General features: G+C 62.4%; 17 protein-coding genes and 2 pseudogenes. 10 read left to right on the top strand and 9 right to left on the bottom strand.

The features are described 5' to 3' along the window. Window positions 1–4: 4 nt before the first annotated feature. On the bottom strand, window positions 5–394 hold the full coding sequence (locus BLU62_RS06165; RefSeq protein ID WP_074852720.1) for a DUF1304 domain-containing protein: 390 nt from the start codon (window positions 392–394) through the stop codon (window positions 5–7). A 383-nt stretch (window positions 395–777) separates the two neighbouring features. On the opposite strand from BLU62_RS06165, the gene BLU62_RS06170 reads away from it, so the two are divergent. The 4 genes from BLU62_RS06170 to BLU62_RS06190 all read left to right on the top strand — a co-directional run bounded on the left by BLU62_RS06170 (window position 778) and on the right by BLU62_RS06190 (window position 5446). Further along, window positions 778–2226, top strand: coding sequence for a hypothetical protein (locus BLU62_RS06170; protein ID WP_139180014.1), 1449 nt, complete (start codon window positions 778–780; stop codon window positions 2224–2226). A 22-nt stretch (window positions 2227–2248) separates the two neighbouring features. Then, complete coding sequence (locus BLU62_RS32465) at window positions 2249–2716, top strand: cold shock domain-containing protein (RefSeq protein ID WP_244278081.1); 468 nt, start codon at window positions 2249–2251, stop codon at window positions 2714–2716. Between the two features lie 277 nt (window positions 2717–2993). After that, window positions 2994–3827 carry a DUF4436 family protein gene (locus BLU62_RS06180; protein WP_074848766.1) on the top strand — a complete coding sequence of 278 codons (834 nt, stop codon included), beginning with the start codon at window positions 2994–2996 and terminating at the stop codon, window positions 3825–3827. Window positions 3828–5068: 1241 nt separating this feature from the next. Then, window positions 5069–5446 (top strand): SRPBCC family protein, encoded by a 378-nt coding sequence (locus BLU62_RS06190; RefSeq protein WP_074848770.1) that lies wholly within the window; start codon window positions 5069–5071, stop codon window positions 5444–5446. A gap of 16 nt (window positions 5447–5462) precedes the next feature. On the opposite strand, the gene BLU62_RS06195 is transcribed toward BLU62_RS06190, so the two are convergent. Further along, a complete protein-coding gene (locus BLU62_RS06195) occupies window positions 5463–6713 on the bottom strand; it encodes an ABC transporter permease (RefSeq protein ID WP_244278082.1) in 1251 nt (416 codons plus the stop codon). Window positions 6714–7094: 381 nt separating this feature from the next. After that, window positions 7095–7730, bottom strand: coding sequence for a TetR/AcrR family transcriptional regulator (locus tag BLU62_RS06200; RefSeq protein WP_074848772.1), 636 nt, complete (start codon window positions 7728–7730; stop codon window positions 7095–7097). 127 nt (window positions 7731–7857) lie between these two features. On the opposite strand from BLU62_RS06200, the gene BLU62_RS06205 reads away from it, so the two are divergent. After that, the gene (locus BLU62_RS06205; RefSeq protein WP_084811744.1) at window positions 7858–9054 is read left to right on the top strand and encodes an aromatic ring-hydroxylating oxygenase subunit alpha; all 1197 of its coding nucleotides are present in this window, start codon (window positions 7858–7860) and stop codon (window positions 9052–9054) included. Window positions 9055–9085: 31 nt separating this feature from the next. After that, window positions 9086–10219, top strand: coding sequence for a hypothetical protein (locus tag BLU62_RS06210; RefSeq protein ID WP_074848774.1), 1134 nt, complete (start codon window positions 9086–9088; stop codon window positions 10217–10219). A gap of 409 nt (window positions 10220–10628) precedes the next feature. Here the strand turns inward: BLU62_RS06210 and BLU62_RS33755 are convergent. Together BLU62_RS33755 and BLU62_RS06220 are read right to left on the bottom strand one after the other, a co-directional pair. Then, window positions 10629–10795: pseudogene (locus BLU62_RS33755) on the bottom strand (IS256 family transposase); the annotation flags it as partial. A 102-nt stretch (window positions 10796–10897) separates the two neighbouring features. Next, a complete protein-coding gene (locus BLU62_RS06220) occupies window positions 10898–11458 on the bottom strand; it encodes a hypothetical protein (protein ID WP_074848776.1) in 561 nt (186 codons plus the stop codon). 88 nt (window positions 11459–11546) lie between these two features. Between BLU62_RS06220 and BLU62_RS06225 the strand changes: the two genes are divergently transcribed. The 4 genes and pseudogenes from BLU62_RS06225 to BLU62_RS06245 all read left to right on the top strand — a co-directional run bounded on the left by BLU62_RS06225 (window position 11547) and on the right by BLU62_RS06245 (window position 14546). Beyond that, window positions 11547–12134 carry a TetR/AcrR family transcriptional regulator gene (locus BLU62_RS06225; RefSeq protein WP_159441547.1) on the top strand — a complete coding sequence of 196 codons (588 nt, stop codon included), beginning with the start codon at window positions 11547–11549 and terminating at the stop codon, window positions 12132–12134. Between the two features lie 709 nt (window positions 12135–12843). Next, window positions 12844–13203, top strand: a pseudogene (locus BLU62_RS06235) (ATP-binding protein); the annotation flags it as partial. Between the two features lie 199 nt (window positions 13204–13402). Then, a complete protein-coding gene (locus BLU62_RS06240; RefSeq protein ID WP_074848780.1) occupies window positions 13403–13906 on the top strand; it encodes a hypothetical protein in 504 nt (167 codons plus the stop codon). A gap of 166 nt (window positions 13907–14072) precedes the next feature. Next, complete coding sequence (locus BLU62_RS06245) at window positions 14073–14546, top strand: lipoprotein LpqH (protein WP_074848783.1); 474 nt, start codon at window positions 14073–14075, stop codon at window positions 14544–14546. Between the two features lie 113 nt (window positions 14547–14659). On the opposite strand, the gene BLU62_RS33760 is transcribed toward BLU62_RS06245, so the two are convergent. From BLU62_RS33760 to BLU62_RS06265, 4 genes are all read right to left on the bottom strand, one after another. Further along, window positions 14660–15109, bottom strand: coding sequence for a helicase associated domain-containing protein (locus tag BLU62_RS33760; protein WP_244278083.1), 450 nt, complete (start codon window positions 15107–15109; stop codon window positions 14660–14662). Window positions 15110–15790: 681 nt separating this feature from the next. After that, window positions 15791–17809, bottom strand: a complete 2019-nt coding sequence (locus BLU62_RS06255; RefSeq protein ID WP_074848784.1) for a Mu transposase C-terminal domain-containing protein — start codon at window positions 17807–17809, stop codon at window positions 15791–15793. Then, window positions 17791–18501, bottom strand: a complete 711-nt coding sequence (locus tag BLU62_RS06260) for a TnsA-like heteromeric transposase endonuclease subunit (RefSeq protein ID WP_084811747.1) — start codon at window positions 18499–18501, stop codon at window positions 17791–17793. The genes BLU62_RS06255 and BLU62_RS06260 overlap by 19 nt, the downstream gene beginning before the upstream one ends. 198 nt (window positions 18502–18699) lie before the next feature. Beyond that, window positions 18700–19302: a class I SAM-dependent methyltransferase gene (locus tag BLU62_RS06265; protein WP_244278084.1), complete on the bottom strand. Its 603-nt coding sequence runs from the start codon at window positions 19300–19302 to the stop codon at window positions 18700–18702. Window positions 19303–19623 lie beyond the last annotated feature (321 nt).

Raw genomic sequence — 19623 nt, forward strand, 5'->3', positions numbered from 1 at the left:
GGGTTCAGATGATCAGGCCGCCGGCGAGTGCGATCACCGCGAGCGCGGGAACCACGCCCTGCTTGAGCGCGGCTGCGATCTTGTCGGGGCTCGAGAGCGCCAGAACCAGCGCCGCCGCGACCATCGACCCGGTGCCCGTGAAGACCAGCGTCGCGCCCACGGCGTCAGAACCGATGGCGTACACCACGATTCCGACGAACACCGCGATCGCGAGGAACAGGTTGTAGAACCCCTGGTTGAAAGCGAGTTCCTTCTGAACTGTCGCTTCCTCCACGGTCCCGGTGCCGAACGTCGCGCGTGCGCGCTCGCTCGTCCAGGCGATCGACTCCAGATAGAAGATGAACACGTGGAGGAGCCCCGCGACCGCGGCGAGCACAAGACCTGCGATGACCATTGCGTACTCCTCGTGTTCGATCGCTTCGTCGGAAGTAGTGCGTTCCGACCAGTGTGCCACCGGGACTCCTCCTCGGAACCCGCTGCGCCCGGCGCGTGATCTTGTCCGGCAGAGTCGATGCGCGACGAGCCTCGCTGGTGCTAGCGTGCTCTGCATGTCGAGTCTGCAGAAAGGCGCATGAGGCGCCTCGGTAGTTCGCTGGTCCAGATGTGTGGGTCCGTCCGATGACGGCCACCCGTACGGTCCGCCAGGGATCGCGTGTACTCACCGTTTCGGTCCATTCGTGGGATATCGAGGACGGATCGATACCGCCGCCCCGGATAGGCGCCGTCGCGGCGCTGTGGCTGGACTTTCACGAAACCTCAGATGCGGCGCCGGGCGCGATGACCGTAGATGCGGTGCTGGACCTGCATTCGACACCGCGCCTGGATGGCAGCAGCAACCGCCCCGCGCAACGCCGGTGGTATTGGACCGGTGACCTGGTCGGCGATGGTTGGCGAGCCACCTGGATCGGTCGGCGACCCAGTATCGGTCCCGTCGCGCTGACCGGTCAGTTCCGGCAGTCGGGCGGCGTCGCTTTCAACCGCCACGCCCAGGTGCGTGGCCGGGTGACTCGTGTACAGGTGCGAACCACTCCGTATCACCACCGAGAGGGAGGGTGGGAACCCGTACCGGGTGCGATGTCGACGTACCGCGACGTCGACGAATCGCCTCGCTGGTTCGACAGAGCCGGTATGGGTGACGCAGGGTCGGACTCGTCCTCGGTGTTCGCGGTCGAGACCGGCGTGATGATCGACCTCGACCTCGACGACGTCGACCCGCCGGAACCGAGACCACGAATCGAACCCCAGGCCGTGGCAGCAGGCGATCACGGGATATGGGTGGTCGACAACCAACTGCCGATCATCGCTCTGCTGTCGGGGGACACCGCAACCGAATACGTCTTTCCGGGCACGATCACCTCAGGCCGATCGATCCGCGCGACACCGACCGGATGCACTGTCACCGAAGGCCTCGACGTCTACCGCTGCCGCATCGGCGAACCAGTCCAGAAGTCGAGCACTACAGAGTCGTTCATCTCCATCGGAGAGGTGACGCTGCAATGGCGAACTCTCGATCACGGCAGGCCGCGAGCAATCGTCACCTCACCGGAGGGTGAGCAAATGGCTGTCGTCGACGTTCCCGACGACCATCTCCTGCTCGGCACCACTACGGACAACGCCTCCTTCGTGATCGCCACACAGGACACCGAAGTCTCTGAGCAACCCATACGGCTGATGCGAATCACCACCGCGGGCGACCTGATTGTCGGCCCCGCGATGTCCATCTCGGCGCGGCTGCGACGACCCACGCATAGAGGGAAGTCCCTGTTCAACAACCCACTTCGATACCTGCACGGTGACGACGTCTATCCCATCAACGGTGACCTCACCTTCGGGGAGCCGATACGCCTCCCCTCATCGCCCTTGGCCGCAGGTCAGACCACGTACGCAATCTGGATCAGCACGCATGCGTCAGATCGGCACGCCTTCAACCGATCCGCACCGGCGGAACGTACGGAACCCACCCAGGTCTCACGACGGTTCTCGTGGCTCATCACATTCCTCGATGCCGACACACAACCACTCGGCAGCTATCCGACATCCAGTCCCACGCCGTCCGTCACCACCGATCATGAAGGACGGCACTGGATCACCGATAACGGACTGCGCCGGCTGCCCGTCGAACCCATGACTTGGTCCGACCCGGTCGATTTCGACGCTGCTGTCACCAGGACCATCTATCCGACGCCGGATCCATCAGACAGCACCCGCATCGAACCCCTACGGTGAACGTACGGGGACCACTGGGATCGTGCGGACGTGGAACCAGCAATTGGGCTGGGGTGTGATCGATTCCGAGGCGACGCCGGGAGGGGCGTCGGCGACGGCGACAATGATCCGCGTCGAGGCCGTTGCCGACCTCACCGGATTTCCCATGATGGGGCTGCGGCCGGGAACCCAAGTCGATTTCGAGTGGTCGGTCGCCGATCCGCCGGTCAACGGTTGCGATTATGAGGCGCAACTCGTCTGGCCTGCCGGGGCGACCCCGCCGGAGCAGTCTTCCGTGGCCTATTCGGGCAGTCTGTGGAACAGCGTCGGTGATCCCGGGCCGGACGGTCTGACGATCATGCGCCAGGTCACCGAACCCGACGAGGCCCGGCAACCGGAGGCTGCGACGTTGCCGACGGCGGTGGGCACCGTGCGATCCTGGAACGATTCCGAGGGGTGGGGTGTGCTCGACTCGGGCGCCACACCCGGGGGAGCGTGGGCTCACTTCTAGGAGGTCGCCGGTACGGGTTTCCGTTCACTGACAGCGGGACAGGCGGTGGAGTTCGACTATGAAGATCGGGGACAGGACGGATACGGATTCCGCGCGAACAACATTCGTGTCCTCGAATGACGAGGGAGATCCGACGCTGCCTGAGCTCTCCGTCTCGACCGAACTCGCAGTCCGAGTTCGACCCGGCCTGAGCGGTACTGGAGTGTCCCCATAGACTTTCCGGCAGCCGGCGCCTGCTCACGGCCGCCGAAAGGGTGACGAGCGTGGAGGCTGGCGTATGGCGGAGACCGGTAGAAGATTGTCGTGGGTCGTGGCTCTGGCGATCGTTGTCGGCCTGATCATCGCCTACGTCTCCGTGCTGGTGGTCTACGCAAAAGGCGGAACCGATGACGGTGCGGATGCGAGTAAGCCGGCGGCGAACGGCGTCGTGGTGTACCTCGACATCAACACGGTCAACGGCGCCGACTTCGAGGTCGCCGGCACCGTCTCAGTTGATGCCGGTGGTGATCTGCTCGACGGTCGAGGAGACCTGAAACAGGATCTGACCGTCGATGTTTCACCGATGGTCTCCGATACCGAACTGACTTTCCCCGCGGGTACTCGCCCGGGGGTTCTGCCGGTGTCGTTGTACAGCGACGGCGACATCCGGCTCTGGCCGTTCGACAGATACGTCGCGGAGTCGGTGACGGTGAAGGCGTTCGGTCCGAACGACGCGGAGTTGGCGACCGAGGTCGTGCTGATCGACTCGCTGATCGGCTGGGACATCAAAGCGGGGGACACCGTCGCCGACGGGAAGGCGTTCCCGGTCACCTCATCCAGGGCGGCCGCATCCCTGGCCTTTGATCTCGCGTTGTGCGCGATGCTGGTCGTTCTGCCGATCTGCACCCTGTTCGTCTCGATCCAGACGGTCCGCCACCGCAAGGCGTTTCAGCCCCCGATGGTGACCTGGTTCGCGGTGATGCTGTTTGCCGTGCTACCCCTGCGCAACATCTTCCCCGGTTCGCCTCCGTTCGGATCATGGGTCGACTATTCGGTGGTTCTCTGGGTGCTCGGCGGTCTCGTCGCGTCGCTCGCGCTGTATGTCGTCGCCTGGTGGAAACAAGCTCCCTGACCTGAGACACCTTGGGCTCGTGTGCCCGTAGTCTCTCCAGAACTCCCAGGATCGCGAGCGAGTCCGGGCGCGGCCGGTTCGTCGTCAGGTTTGGCCGGCACTCACGTAGACAACTCGGGGCGCTCGTAGCGGATCCCAAGTCGCGGTGACGTACCCGCGGGAATCCCACCGGTGGGAAGTCACCAGCGTGGGACTGGGTGCAGGGCCGTGATTCTCCGGCGCTCTTGTGGCGAAGTCGGGCGTGACCGGCCTGGACGGGGGAAGTCCCGACCGATCGAACAACTGGCGCGACCGCTCAGCAGAAGGAGTCGTGATGACCAGATATGCGCTCGAGTCGGGGAATGAACTGGTCACCTCGCCGTAGGTGACATCGTCTCCGTCGATGAGAACGAGTCCCATAACTTCGGCCATGCTTCTGGCGCCGTCGGTCGATTCGTAAGTCCGGGTGGTCATTCCTCTGTCGATCCACTCGAACAGCGCCCACTTCAGGCCGACGAGAATGGCTCCGGAGCAAATCACGACGATCACACAGGCGAGGGCGACTCGCCACCAGCGATGAGACCTGCTCGGCTGGTGATCGTTCTCCTCGGCCAGACCCGTCACCGGACGAGACAACCCGGGCCGACCGGGGCGCCCGGGCGAACGGTGACCGTGCGTGTCGGACCGCCCGCCGAGGTCTGGTATGTCCTCGGGGTGTGCTTGCCGGGTCGAGTCGGAGTCCGCAAAGCCACGGCGAGACATACAGATGCAGTGAGAGTGATCGGCCAGGCACGAACGGAGGGTCGCATGACCTTCAATCGTGAGTGAGTCGTGTTTCGTTAGTTCGAGCCGAGCGTCTGGTCGCCTGTCGAGAGTCGCGGTATGCCTTCACACCGAGATGGGACGCCGCGATGACTATTGCGGCCACGGTCATCGGGGCGCCACCGACCATCAGTAGCCCCAGAAGCCGGTCCAATGCGCCCCGTCCGCACCCACCTCACAGGCGCACCCTACTCGCGCGACCCAGAGAGATCGTCGAGGCCGGGAGCGGCGACGAGTGCCGTCCCGACCTTGTTCTGCGACGATGGTTCGATGTTGCGTAACACCGTCGACCGCGGGAGTCAGGTGCCGTGGGAGTGGAAACGGCCACCGCACGGCGTTGAGTGGGACCGGAAGCTGTTCGGTCGGACGGGACGATGAGACGTCCGGCTCCCGCGTCGCTGAGGTCGGAACTGCGAGTTCGACCTTCGTTTCGGCACGGCATGCCGACGACCGAACTGCGGATGAACCTGCCGCCCGAAGCGGTGTGGGCAACCATCACCGATGTGAGCGCCTGGCCGAAATGGGGACCCACCGTCACCGGGGCACGCGTGGACGGAGACGTCGACTTGAAGTCCGGGGTACACGGCACGATCACGACCATCGCGGGGGTGCCCCTGCCGTTCGAGATCACCGAATTCGTGGATCGACGGCTATGGGCCTGGAAAGTGGCAGGGGTGAACGCGACGCGACACGAGGTGATCCCGGTGGCGGGTGGTTGTGTCCTCAGCTTCGGCGCGCCGGTCTGGGCGGTGGCGTATCTGCCGGTACTGGCCATCGCGTTGCCGCGCATCGAACGGATCGCGTCTCGTCGGGACTAGGGGACCGGCGGTGGTGTCACGCTCGCGTGCGCTGGGCCTGGTATTCGACCATTTCCTGGGAGAGGAGTTGGCGTATTCGTGGATTGTGACTGCAGGCGACCGCGAGGAGTGTCAGCAGTATCCAGCTGCTCAGTGCGCTGACGACAACCACGACGAAGGCGGCGGTGTCGCCGCCGGTGATGTGGTCGCCGGCGCTGTGGCGGGCCCAGAGCCGCCAGTAGATCATGAGGTTGACCGTGAGCCCGACCCCGTACGAAAGCGCGAAGGACAGGAGATACGGGACCCAGGTGCCGTCTCGTAGGCGAGCCGAGAAGGGTTCTTGGCGTAGGGGAAAGATCACCGAGAGTACGTTGCCCACTCCCAACCAGATGAAGATCATCGTGATGAACTGGTCGATCATTGCGATCGGATTGGTCCCGGCGGTGAGGGCGAGTACGGCTATCACCGGCGTGCCGGCTGCCATCACCAGGACTGCCATGGCGAGGTTCTTGACGATCAACAGTTGCCATAGGCGTTGACCACCCGCCAGTCGGCGGCGTACGCGGCTGGCTTCGAAGCACAGAGCGTTGGTGCAGACCACGCTTCCGACGATCACCGAGAACTCATACAGGGTCATTGATGCGGCGTCGTCGTACCGTCTCCATCCCAGGGTGTGGTAGCTCACCACCAACGCGGCGCTCAGAGCCAGGGTGATGGCAATACGCACCAGTATCGAGCGCGGTTGCCCGGCGAGTATGTGGCGTACTTCGGCAATGACATTGCGGCCCAGCCCCGCGAGGGAGTCGGTGAACCTGAGTGCGGCGATCCTGCTCATGGCTGGTCGGTCGGGCGTGTGGGTCGGGATCCCGGCGGCACGCGCCGCGGCCAGAGTCGCTTCGGCGACAGCGATGTTGGCCAGAGATGCTGCGAGCATGGCGTCGGCGGTCGCTTGATGTGGTGTCGGTGCAGTACCGGAGGTGGCCGCGACTGCGCGCACAGCGTCCTCGGCGCGCCGAGTCCACAGCGGTGAGGCTCCTTCTGCGGCAATGTCTTTGATCGATCCATCGGCGAAGTGGGTGATCTCGAGTGCGGCGTCGGCTGTCAGATCGGCGAGCGCCCCGGTTTCGCCCCACTGAGCCTGGGCGGCGGCAGTATTCAGGCGATGCAGAGTTGCGGCAGCCTTGCGCAGTTCATCAAGAGCGGGAGCTGCGGTGGACCACGTGCCCTGTGGGCTGGTCGATTCGTTCTCTACGCGCCGATCTGCTGCAGCGCCTGGTGTGTTGCTCACCCGCAGAGTATGCCAGTCACAGGCAAACCCACTGCGGTGTCGGCTCCGGGCGGAAATGGCAGCGGCGGCACAGGGTTCGCCGCGGTGAATATCTACTGGGCAAGATATACCTCAGCGACGTGCGGACCCGCTCGAAAATCCTGGAGGACCGGGCGTCGAAGGAGAAGAACCAGTCGGCGCCGCGTGCCACTACCAGCGTCAGGATGCTGCCGTCATCCGGCACTCAGTACCACTGAGGCGTTGGTTGTCTTGCGGGGGGACGACTCCCTCGGCCCTACTGGTAACCGGGCATATTCGATCCCTGCATATTCCGGTACGGACGCGACAACGTTGGAAATTTCTGCGACGCAACTCGTTCGGTGTTCAGTGACGCTCCGAGTTTCAGGACTGAGCTCGGGCCACCGACGTGGACGTCGAACTCTTCGCCTCGATGGCCGTTCCAACCCACCGATGCAGGAATGCGCGTAGCTCGTTTGGAGGACGAGGAGGGACGCCCGGGTCGACGAGGAGTGATTGGACGAACCGGAGCATGACTTCGACGAGCTCATTCATGTCGGCGTCCGTCCATCCATGTCCGGCCCAGTCGATCGGAAGGTGGTCGACGATCACGCGTCCTATGGCGATGGACCGGGTAGCGGTGACCTCGGCGGTGAGTTCGGTGTTGTCCGGGTGAGCGAACAGCAGGGCGAATCGGCGATTATCTTGAAGGCGCTCGAAGGTAAGGGCGACTGCCTCGACTATCGCGTCTGAAGGTTCGGTGAGACCTTCAAGTGACCGCGCCAAGTCGTCGAGGAACTTGTTGGTGGCGTGTTGAGCTGTCGCGACGAGCAGCGCTTGGCTGTTGGGAAAGTACCGGTAGACGGTCTGGCGAGCGATACCCAGCTTCTGTGCGACCTGGCGGATGTTCACATCAGTTGCACCTGACTCCATCAGCTCTCCGGCGGCGGCGATGATGCGTGTCGCAGCCTCGTCGTCGTCGGCCGGGGGAATCAGGCCGGCCCATCCATGTGTACGCACCTGCCCATTGTGTCGTGCTCGTCGATTCTGGTGGCGTATTGGATCGTTGGATCGCCGAAAACGACTGGACATAGAACGTGTTACATGTATGGTCGTCGGCAAGGCACTGGTGACGAGAGGACCTGGCATGACGACGTTCGAGAACCCCGCCCCGAGCACGGGACCGGCCGCTAGTCCGTTCGGACCGGAGCTCACTCGACGAGCATTGGACCTGGCAGTCGCCAACACCACGGACATGGCTGAGTCGACACTGCGGGTGCCCCTGTCGTACTACCGCGATGACACGATCGCCGAGTACGAACGGAATCAACTGTTGAGGGAGACGCCGCTTCCTCTGCTGGCATCGGCTCAGATCCCGAATAATCATGACTATGTCGTGCGCACGGTGCTCGACGATTCGTTGCTGATCACCCGTGACCGTGACGGGCAGGCTCACGTCTTCTTGAACTACTGCCGCCACCGTGGCGCGATGCCGGCTTGCGGGGCAGGGAACAGCCGACGATTCACATGCCCGTACCACGCATGGGTTTACGACAACAGGGGACAGCTGCGCGGGATTCCGGGCAAGGCAGGGTTCGACGACGTCAATCGTGACGAATACGGTCTGGTCGAGCTACCCAGCGAGGAGCGCCACGGATTCATCTGGGGTGTCCTCAACGCCGATGCGCCGATGGATCTGGACACGCACCTGGGTGAGTGCGATGCCGAACTCGCACGGTGGAATTACCAGGACTACCAGTACCATGACGAGCGATCCCTGAACTCCGCCGTCAGCTGGAAGGGTGCGCTCGAAGCCTTCGCTGAGGGTTACCACTTTCCATTCGTCCACGGCAACAGCGTCATCGGACAGAACACCATCGCGAACACCCACGTCTACGACGAGTTCGGCCCGCACCACCGTATCGGCTTCCCGTTCAACTGGGTTCGGGACCTCGAGGGTATGCAACAAGACGAGTCGTGGAATGACCCGACTGCGCAGATGGGCATCATCTATTGGGTTTATCCCAACCTCATCCTGGCCAACAGTCCTGTAGGAGTCGAGGTCATCGACATTCTGCCGGGTGATTCGGCCACGAGTTGCGTTGTGCGGCACAGTTGGATGGCGAAGTACCCTGCGGAGAGTCCTGAGCAGGTGGAGATGTATGCCGGCATATTCGCACAGGTTCATGCCGCTGTTCGGGACGAAGACTTCGCGATGCTCCCTCAGTGCGGTGAAGGAGTGCGCCGCGGGCAGCATGACCACATGGCCATCGGGCGCAACGAAATCGGCGTGCAGCACATGATCCGGGTGATGGCGGAGAAGATCGGGATCTCTCTCACATGACCGCTGATGTCGCGTCGGCATCGGGGGAGGGATGAACGCAGTCGACTGGGGTCGCCTGGAAGGTGATCTCACCGAGGAGATCGTCTCTGCGGTTCGGGAAGTCACGACGCGGTCTGCGGGGTCAGCGGTGTACGGCGCTGCGCTGACCGATGTTCATGCGCGGGACATGCTGTTCCTGTGGCCAGCCATCCGGGTGGCGACTGGCGTACCGGATTGTGCTGTGGCTGATCGGGGATGGGACGTCGATAGTTGGCCGGTGCAGGTCGACTGGTCAGGCAGGGGTGACAAGTGGGCTGAGACGCTGACAGCTTCCGTTGGTCTTGGTGACTACCTCTGGGATTCGGTCACCGCCCGGTTCCGCGAGAGTCTGGTGAGCGCATCCCGCCGCGCGACTAGAGTGCTGATCAGATCCGGTGCCGTCAACGAAGCGTTCGCGGTCGTAGTCCACGATCCGGACGATCCCGTTGCTGCGATGAAGAATTCACTCACCGTCGAGCAGCTTGCAACGCTGTTCCCAGAGCTGTACCGGCTCGCGGAGATCGAGGACCAACTCTCTCGACTCTCGGAGCCTGAACAAGTCGAGCAACTGGTCGAGATACTCGTACACGCCGATTCCCGCGAACAACATTACCTGGCGCACCGTCTGTTGGTTGCCGCCGGATCGACGGCTGTTTCACGCGTTGTCGCCGCGCTGGGCCTGCTTCCTTCGGAGGCGGCCGCGTCGGGTGGTATCGATCGCGTTCTTGACGTCCTGCTCGCGATCGGCGAGGTTGACGATCAGGCCGCCGAGCGAATCGTTGCGTTTGCAGAGGTTCCGACGACAACGGCAGAGGTTCGAGCGCGTACCGTGTCCGTGCTGAGTGCCGGCGGCCAGACCTGTAGAGCAATGAATCTCCTCGCGGATCTGCCGGACAATCTAGCTGGCAGGGCGGTGAGTGCTCCGTACGTCGATGGCGAGCGAAGATGTCGGCTCGACTACGCACCGATTCGTGAAGTTCTCGCTATGCGCCCGGAGCTGGACGAAGTGATGGCTGCAGAACTCACGTCCGATCGGATCCAGGACATAAGGCACGAAGACCTACGGACAGCTGCGGATGCGCTGGACTCACCGTCGCGCTTCATCAGGCGGCACGCGTCGATCGTGCTGCTGTCGTCTCACCTGTAGGACTATCGGCCACTCAGTCGGCGGAGTGGACGCGATGGTGCATCTGATGCAGGATGCAGTTGTTCACTGGATAAGACCCGATACCAAGATCTGAGTTACTCCTAGTATCAGCGGATCTTGGGTCAGTCAGGCTTGAGTGCGCCCAGATCTACTTGCCGGCGCGCGTTCGAGATTGCGGTGACGGTGCAGCTGCTGACGTATCCGTCTCGATCGAACATGGTTGCGCCATCCCTGCAGCATCTCTGCGATGGTCTGTTCCTCGGGATGCAGCGGCCGGACAGCACTGACGAGATAGGCGCGTCAACTCGTCAACCGCCATCGGTACCCCGCTCATCGCGAGACCGACACCGCCGCGTCCTCGGAGACCGTCCGACCCTTCGATCGAGACGTTCACGGAGGGCACCTACCAGGTTGTGGTCATCGCCTTGAGCAGGCCGTCGGAGACAGGTCGAACTGGCCTCGGCCTCCCCGGGTCTGGCGCACCAACTCGCGCGCTACCTCGAGCTCGTCGACGTTGCGGTCCGCAGGCACCTCGACGATCCCGTCATCGTGTTCATCAGATGGCTCCACAGCCATCAGAGCGGCGGGCCGTGACGTGACCTTCCTGACCCCGACACACCGAGGGCGGCGGTAAGGCCACTTACACCGTTCTCACGACAGTCCACCCGATGAGGGTTGTCACCAAAATGGGACGGGTGCGGTGCCGAGTTTGTACCAGCCGGGTAGTGGCTTTCGGTCTTTGGCGGCGTTGAGGACTCGGTCAATACGCATTTTCATGCCATTGGTGGCATCACCGGCACCGAGCATCTCGGTGTAGAGGGCGGTCACGTTGCCATAGTCGAAGAAATCGCGTTGCCATCCGAACTTGAAATCGCCAGCGTATTTGAACCAGCTACCTTGTATGCCTTCCAGGGCATAGCGGGTGCCGTCCGGGCGGTGGCCGGCGAAGACTTGTTTCCATAGTCCGATCATGTCTCCGGTGTGCTCGTCGATGACCCAGGACTGGTACGGGTAGGTCCAGCCGTCCAGTCCGTCCATCTCAAATCCGATGGCGAAGTCGCGGATCTCGTCGCGGCCTATAGCCATGAAGTCCCACTGGGGGCCGTAGTTCCAGCCGTAGGTCGCGTCTTGGGTGTAGAACTCGCTCAGGGGCCGCCAGTCACCTGCCTTCTCCACATCGATGTTTGCTTGTTCCCAGCTGTCTTTCATTTTGTGTAGTTCACTGCGGTCAAAAGCCATGATGGGTGACTCCTCCTCAAGGTTCGGTCGGTCAGGTTTACAGGTGTAAAGTTTACACGTGTATAGCTGGGTGTCTACCGTAATCGGGGTGACGAACGGCGACGAACTCGCAACCTCAACGAAGGGCTTCCTGGGCGAGGTCGGTGGTGGGGTGACGTCAGATCGAATTGTCTCCGCCGCCGTCGATGCTCTGCACGAGTCCGGTTATGACCGGTTGTCGATGCGGGAAGTGTCGCGGCGCGCGGGCGTCACCCACGTCACGACGTACGGCTACTTTCGCTCCAAGCATCACGTGATCGCCGAGGCGTTCACCCGCAAGCTTGATCAGTGGGGCGCACAGACCGCCAGTGGATCCACGGTTGGTGAGCGCTTACACAGCCTGTTCACCACGTTCGGAGAGGTTCTGGGCGAGGACCCGGTTCTGAGTCGGGCTTCCACGTCAGCTCTGCTCGGTGAGGACCCGCCAGTAAGAGACATTCGAGAACGGGCCGGCGCGGTCATCCTTCACCGACTCTCGGCTGCCCTCGGCGAGTACGACACTGATGCCCGGCGAGACGCCCTGGTGATCGCGGTCAACGGGGCCACCCTGCAATGCGGCCTGGGGTACTCCCACTACGATGGCATCGCCGATCGGTTGATGAACGCCGCACAGTTCGTCCTAGACGGCATGGAATGAGGAATGAGGCCAGGCACCACGACACACCACCGACGGTGTCGGCCACGGGACTGCGGCTGAGCAAGCTAGCTGTACAAGTAGGTCGGTGCCGCCTGAGGTCGAGCTGACCGGCAGCCCTGCAGTTTGTGTTGCAGCTCCGTTTGTTCGCGTTGCAGCTTAGTTTGCTCGCCCGCTTGATGCACCTGGCGGGCAGTTAGGCACAGCGCCCCGATGGCGATCGTGGCACTGATAATCGCCACGACAGTCTCCAAGTTCATGTCGACCCCTCCTCGTAGAGGCCCTTCCTCTCATCGCCGGCGTCCGGCGACATTCAACGGAAGTCCGGCGGTCCGGTCAGCGGGGCGTCCCACAATCCATTCCCAGGCAGCGAGAATGTCGTAAATACCCAGCCTCGGAACTCGAAATCAAATGCGTCAGAATTGAATTAGACGATACTCATCCGGCAGCACTCACGTGCGGTCTTTCCAGCGCTCGTTGGCTGATTGTCGGGTCATGCCGGTGGCCGCGCCGATGTCGGCCCACGAGCGACCCAGCCGGCGGGCCTTGGCCACCGCGGCGTCGATTAGTGACGGCGCTCATCGAAATTCCCCAGTGATGCTCACCTAAATTCCCCACCCGTGTGGCTCCGCCAGCGAAGGCGGGCCTCCCGAGATGCTGATGGTCTCTGACCACGCACCAGCTCCAGGGAGGCCCGCTTTCTCATGTTGACCACAAAGCCGCCATCGAGGGCCGTTGGGCCACCTGCATGCGGTTCTTTGCCGGACCCACGCTGCTGGTGATCGATGAACTCGGCTACCTGCCACTACCCGCCGAGGCCGCGTCAGCGTTGTTTCAGGTTGTGGCACAACGCTATTTGAAAACCAGCATCGTGATCACCACCAACAGGTCGGTGGCCGAGTGGGGTGAAGTCCTCGGCGATACCACCGTCGCCGCGGCCATGCTCGACCGGCTACTAGACCGCTCCGTCGTGCTCGAACTCGACGGCAACTCCTACCGCCTACGCGACCACCACGCCCGCTCCCAAAACCAGCGCACCGCGACCACACCGACCCGACGAACGCTAGAGTAGAAGCCGCCTCCGGGTGGGGAATTTCAGTGAGCACACCTGGGGAAGATTGATGAGCCTCGTCAAGGTGGGGGAGTAGAGGTCACGCACACCATTCTCTCTGGATTGCTGTCGCCATGGGCGAGCCCACGAGCAAGAAACTATGACGACAACGTGGTTGGAAGTATGGACAAAGTAGCAACGAACTATCTATGGTTGAGGCATGACAAACACCGAAAACACCATCGCCGTCTTCACCGCCAAGAACCTCGACTCGATCCTCGCGGAGGGCGGTTCGGGCGTCTGGAAGCTTGATCCGGCCCGCGCCAGGAAGTGCACCTACGTTGTGTGCACCCAGAACGCCCACAACGCGGAGGCTTACGCCGACGCCACAGAACCGCACGGCAGCGCCTTCCTAGTCGGGAAGATCTCCCGCATCATCCCGGTCGACGACCGCTGGCGAATCGAGTTCAGCGAATACGCTGCGATCAACCAACCCGAGGTCTGGGGAGGCCACCGCAACCCCGTTCGCTACACCACCCTCGACGATCTCGGCGTCGAGCTCGATGGTGTGAAGTGGCTGCCGGCCCCGAAAAAGAAGGCCGCCGCAACACCTCCGCAGGCGACAACTGCACCACACGCACTCACCATCCAGGAGGCAAAAAATGGTCTCGCGCAAACCTACGGAGTCGACGTCGAGGCCATCGAAATTGTGATCCGCGGCTAGACGAAACAGGGCCGGCGCCACGCGGACCCGGCCTCTGGTCACCGTCGCAGGTCGCCGCTAAGAGCAAGGTAACGAGGGCCGAACCCACGGCGAATCCACTGCAAGCTCTATCGGTAGAGTGCGGGGGCAGATCGTAATGCTGCACATCCGGTTCGGGGGAGAAGTAATGGCCAACCGCCAGCGGTTTGTGATGTCGCTCGTGGCGGCATCGTGTGTAGGTCTGATGGCAGTGGGATGTTCGGACTCCGACACACCTCAAGGTGATCAGTCTCGTCCGAAGCTGTCGAAGATCGAGATTCCTGATGCTGGGCTCAGCGCCACCGTCGAGGGACAACCGCTGCCCGACGTCGACCTGACCAAGTTCCAGTGCTACAACGAGAGCGATTTGATCAGTCTTCACGGGCAGGACCCCACCGACGGTCAGCCCGGGCTCGCCGTGAATCTGCAACCAGGAAATCCGCCGAAAGTCGAGAGCGTGTCGTTCGCCATCGATGGGGTCAACTACGCCGCGAAATTCGGCAAAGGCTCGGCCGAGGTAACCCAGGACGGTTCCCGGATCACGATCAGGGGCACCGCGGAAAGCTACGACCTCGCCGCACCGCTCACCAAGCGATTTGAGATCTCGGCGACCTGCAACTGACATTGACCCAATGCCGATGGCCTGGTCCGTCGTTGCTGGGGAGTAGACGCGACGAGGACTCGCACTGGAAGGGTTTTGAATCCGTTGCCTCACCCCGTCGGTCTTCTGTCCGGTCAGGAGCGACCTCGTACGGTCCACTGCCAGTCGGGGAACTCCGTTTCGAGGCGGCGGATCCGCTCAGCGGTCAGTCGGCCTTTGCGGTAGTCGGCGCGACGGGAAGCGACCCAGGTGCCGATAGGGAATCCGTCGATGGTGTCGCGCCGGCGGGCGTTGCTCGTCCCGTGGGCGGCGACGTAGCGGCGCAGATGCGCCAGTCCGGTCTCGAACGCGACGGCGAATGCCGCGTCCTGTTTTCTCCACTGCCAGTCCGGGAACTCGTTCTCGAACAGCGCGATCCGCTCGGCCGAGAGCCGCCCGACGCGGTAGTCGGTGCGGCGATTGGTCACCCACTGCCCGAGCGGGAATCCGTCGAAGACTTCGTGTTGACGGATGTAGCTGGTTCCGTGCACGGCGACGTAGCGGCGGAAGTGCACCAGCCCGGTCTCGAACATGGCGTCACGCACGTTCCACCGCCAGTCCGGGAACTCGGACTCGAGTCGCGCGACCCGCTCGGCGGACAGGCGGCCCAGCCGGTAGTCGGTACGCCGACTGTCGACCCAGGCCCGAGCAGGAAACCGTTGATCGTCACGCCGCGGGGCGGCGAGCTCGAACCATGTTCGGCAACGTACCGGTGGAGGTGCTCAATCCCGGTCTCGAAAAGTCGATCGTAGGCACCACCACGTTTGGTCGAACCTGACTCATCCGCGCTTGGCATTGCCTCACAGTCTGTTTCGGTCCGATCTACGAGCAGGGTCCACTCGAGTCCGAGGAGGGTCAGGGCGCGGGCCAGTTGTGGACGACAGTCCGCTCGAACCTTTGCGCCAGGGTCTGAAAACGCCCGACTCAGCATGATCTATGAATCGGCACCTGATACGTGCTTGGCCACAGTTCCTTCGCGCGAATCCGTATGAGTTCAACTGTGGTCCGACACGAACATGAATGCGCCTGAAGCCTCAGTCTGGAGGTTTCCCGGGAAATGAAAAAATGATGTCCGAGGCAACTAGGGCATCGATCCTCGTCAAACTTGCGATGATCCCCGGGGAGAGAACGGCAGCAGCGCGCGACGACTATCGTATGGGAAGCGTTTATCACGCTGTCTCACAGGCAAATGCACGGTCCTTCCGGAAGAGCTTCTGACGTCTTGACTAGACCACGACTCCGGAACCTGCGGGCTCGTGAAGTCGACACCGATGCCAGTCAACGACCCGTCTGGCCTCCTTTTCGGGAGTTCCATGACGACTGTCCGAACGACATTCATAGAGTTTGTGATCGGGCCTTCTTCTCGGCCTTTGAGTCTGTCGACTCGCGTGACGTCTTCGTGCTGGCCTGTTTCGCTGCCACACGAGCGGACTCGGCATCGAGAAAGTCCTGCGACCACTGAGCGTGCGGGTCGACGGCCTGTTCGGTCGCTCCGAGGTTTGCCGATGTTCGGGAGCCGAATGGGAGTGCGGCAGTAGTGCGGCCAGTCGAATGCTTCGGGCATGGCACGTGATCCACTCCGAAGTGTCCGGATGGCGAACCCACACGCGTTCTGAGTCATAGGGGTCGTGGCGCACTTCGAATTTGCCGCTTCGCGTCCGCAGGTCGTTGAGCTCGGGCGAGTCGTAGATTTCGTTGCCGAGGTGCACGCCATCCGAGCGAATCGTACGTTCGTCCCGCGGCATGAGCGCGATGTAGTCGCGGTCGGAGAAGGGGAGTGGGATGCCTGCGGTGGCGTCGAACGAGGCTGCGTACATCTGATTGGGTGTGAAAGTTCGTCCGGGATGCTCTCGCAATACAAACCCCGAGTGAGGGCGATTCTGGTACACGGTGATGATGAATGCCCACATTTGATCGACAAGAGACGCGAACGGGATCGCTGCACGTTCGGCGCGGGCGCGGTGCTCGGGGGAGTTGCCAACGTAGCTGTCGATCCGAGATAGAAACAGGCTGTTGACGCTCTTGAAGAACCGCTCGACGTGAGGCTTGGCAGTGGGAGAATGCGGCGGGGCGTCGATGACGCTCCACCCCAGTGTTTCTGCTGCCGCGCGGCTGGCGAGGAAGTCCTTTCCCCGGTCCATCGTCAGCGTTTCGACAGCGATGAACGGCATCGCGGGAGCCTCTGAGTTCGCCTGTCCCATAGCGATCATTGCTGAGCCGGGCAGCACTTTCGATTTGCCCAGTGAAAGTTCGTGATCGATCCGATCAACTGCGCGACGCGGACTGACCATCCGTGCGAACAGGATTGCGTGGTCGGTCGATGATGGGACACCGCCGTGAATGTGGAAGCCAACGACACTGTCGGTGAACACGTCTATTGCCGCCGTCATGTACGGGCGGATGACCTTGCCGTCGGGCATGACCGCCTCAACATCGAGTGTGTTCGAGTCGATCTCGACGAACTGCCCGGGATAGGTCGCGAGAATCGGCTGGAACGCGCGCTTCGGCCGGTTACCTTCGCTTCTCCTGTGCTGAGCCGACTTTGTAAGCCCGGCAGCGTCGAGGAGGGGAGTGAGCCATCGCCGAAGAGTGCGGTCGCTGGGCCAGTTGACGTCAATGTCGGGGTTGTCATGGCGGACTCGTTGTTTGACCTTATCGAGGTAGTACAGGACATCGCGGGTCGTCGCGCCGAGGTGCTCAGCGATGACCCGGTGCGCCGCATCATCGACGATCTGCGGAATCTTCTGCCCCGTGGATTCCTTGGCCCGGCGACCGTCGATAAGACCAACGATGCCGTGAGCACGATACTGAGCGTCTTTGCGGAACAGGCTCGTTCGTGAGGTCTTGATTCCCGCCGCATTGAGTTCCTGCGCTTTGCGTTCCATCCGACCTTCGATAGTCGTCTCTGGTCCGTAACCGTCGCGCGGCACAGCATCGGGATTATGCGGGTCGACCACGCCGAAGCGAGCCTCGGTCAGGTGTTGCAACCAGAAGAGTGCGTCAGCGCGGGTGGCCGGATCGAGCATGGCGAGCTGGATGCGGTCGGCAGCTACGCCGAGGTGACCATCACTACCACCGTGGTACTCAAACGAGCCGTCATGAGAGATGGTGGCCATGTCAACCCATCTTGGCGTTCCATCCGTGACCGGGTTCAGCCTGGAGCCGTTGCGGCCGTGGGCGTCAACGATCCAGTCGCGTCCATCCCACGAAATGATGTCGCCCAAGTTCACGCGCCGCAGTTGCATGGCTCCTCTTTTCTGGTCGTACGAAGCACCGATGTAGGGGAGATAGGTACGGAGAGGTCGGCATCGAGGTACCGGTGCCAAAGCAGGTGGCGCACGTGAGCGGCTGCGCGGTATGGATGTTGGCGGTCGGCCATGATTGATCCGTCACCGAACGTCACGCCGTCGACGAAGGCTTCGCGGATGCGCCCGAACGCGGTAGCCGACGGATGATAGTGGCCATGCCGGGCGGGGCGGAGAAACTGCAAATTCTGGAGAAGCGCGGGCGCGGGCTCGTTCAGGACTTGATGCTTCCAGCCTATTGATGCGCACATCTCGGCGGTCTTGCGGAACTGTTCCCGTGCTTCATCGGTCATTCGTCCCAACGGCTTGACGTCATACACGACTTGATCGCCAGATCTCAGAAGCGCGAAGAAGTCTGGTACGTGTTCCGTGCCGTCCGCGAACACAAACTTCATCGGCTGGGAGGCGACCTGTCGGGCATCGCCTTCGAACTCAAGGACAAGGAGCGCATCGGCCTCCAGCGCAGACTCACACCACACATGCGATCGTTGTGGGGACACGAACTGCCGTGAGTGCCGGTTGCGCCGGTTCTGGTACTGAACTCCGGAACGGAAAGGAAGCGCCGTTTCGATCTTGGCGTGAAGCAAAGCAGCAGAAGGGATTTCTGATCGAAGCTTCCCCGCGGAGGACATCCATGAACCCCAGCTTGGCGTGTGCGCGCGCGTTCCAACGACGCGGCATCGTGAACTGTCTCCGTGCCCATCGCGAACCCCTCCGATCTATATCCGTGATCAATTGGGAAAGTACGACGGGGGTACGACAAAGAGTCGATACCACTTCTCAGGCGGTCGACGACGACGGGTCTCGGCGAACGGAGTGGTGCTCGTTTGCTACTTCGTCTTGTTCCAGGTGACGGCGTATCGCCACAGCGGAAGGCGTCGCCACTTCATGCCCGGTAGCATCGCCGCCGCGATTCCTTCCACTTCGGCGTACGTGTGGGCAGACTGCATCTGGACAGGGGCGTTGTGCTGCCAGAAGCCACGAGTGCGCGAAAGAACCTGGTGCTGCACGACTCCGAGGGCATCAAAGGCGTAGTCGCGAAGCGTCGAGCTGCGGGCGCAGCCGATTACGACCAGTGCGCCGCCGGGGGAGGTGAGGTCCGCTAGGCGCTGCAGACCGGCCATCAGATCAGGGAAATGGTGGACAGTGGCGACGGCGGCAACAAGGTCGTAGTGCGTCTCGGGCAACTCATAGGTGAGGGCATCGCCGGTGATCCAGGTGACGTTGGAGACGCAATTTGACTGAGCGCGGTTGATTATTTCGGCGTTGGAGTCCAGTCCAGTGACATGAGGGATCTTCTCAGCGAGCCGGATCGCCAGCAGTCCGTCGCCTGTGCCAACGTCGAGGGCGGTGCGAGCTGATGGTGACGCGCGGTCGAGCACGAGGTCGTAGTAGTGGGTGTTGTGGTTCCACCGGGGTCCTACGTTGCGCACCAGACCACTGTGTCATGCCAGTGCCGGGCCGCGGCCGCCAACGCTCAGCTGAACCGCCATTGCCGTGCACCAACGACTCCCAAGTTCGCTGTCAAACTCCCAACTACCTTGTCATCCGACAGACTCCGTGTCGAGTTCGCGGATGATACAACTCGCCACAGACTAGTTGACATAATGTATCTTATCGGCACTTAACGAGGCCGAGTAGAAACAGATGAGAGGACTCGACCCAGTCCATCTCGAGTGACCGTGCAGGTTGCGCCGGTGCGTGTGGCGTGCCGCCGCTCGCTCGGGTCATCGTTCTCGCACTTCGGTGCTGGT

The organism is Gordonia westfalica (assembly GCF_900105725.1).
Lineage (GTDB): Bacteria > Actinomycetota > Actinomycetes > Mycobacteriales > Mycobacteriaceae > Gordonia > Gordonia westfalica.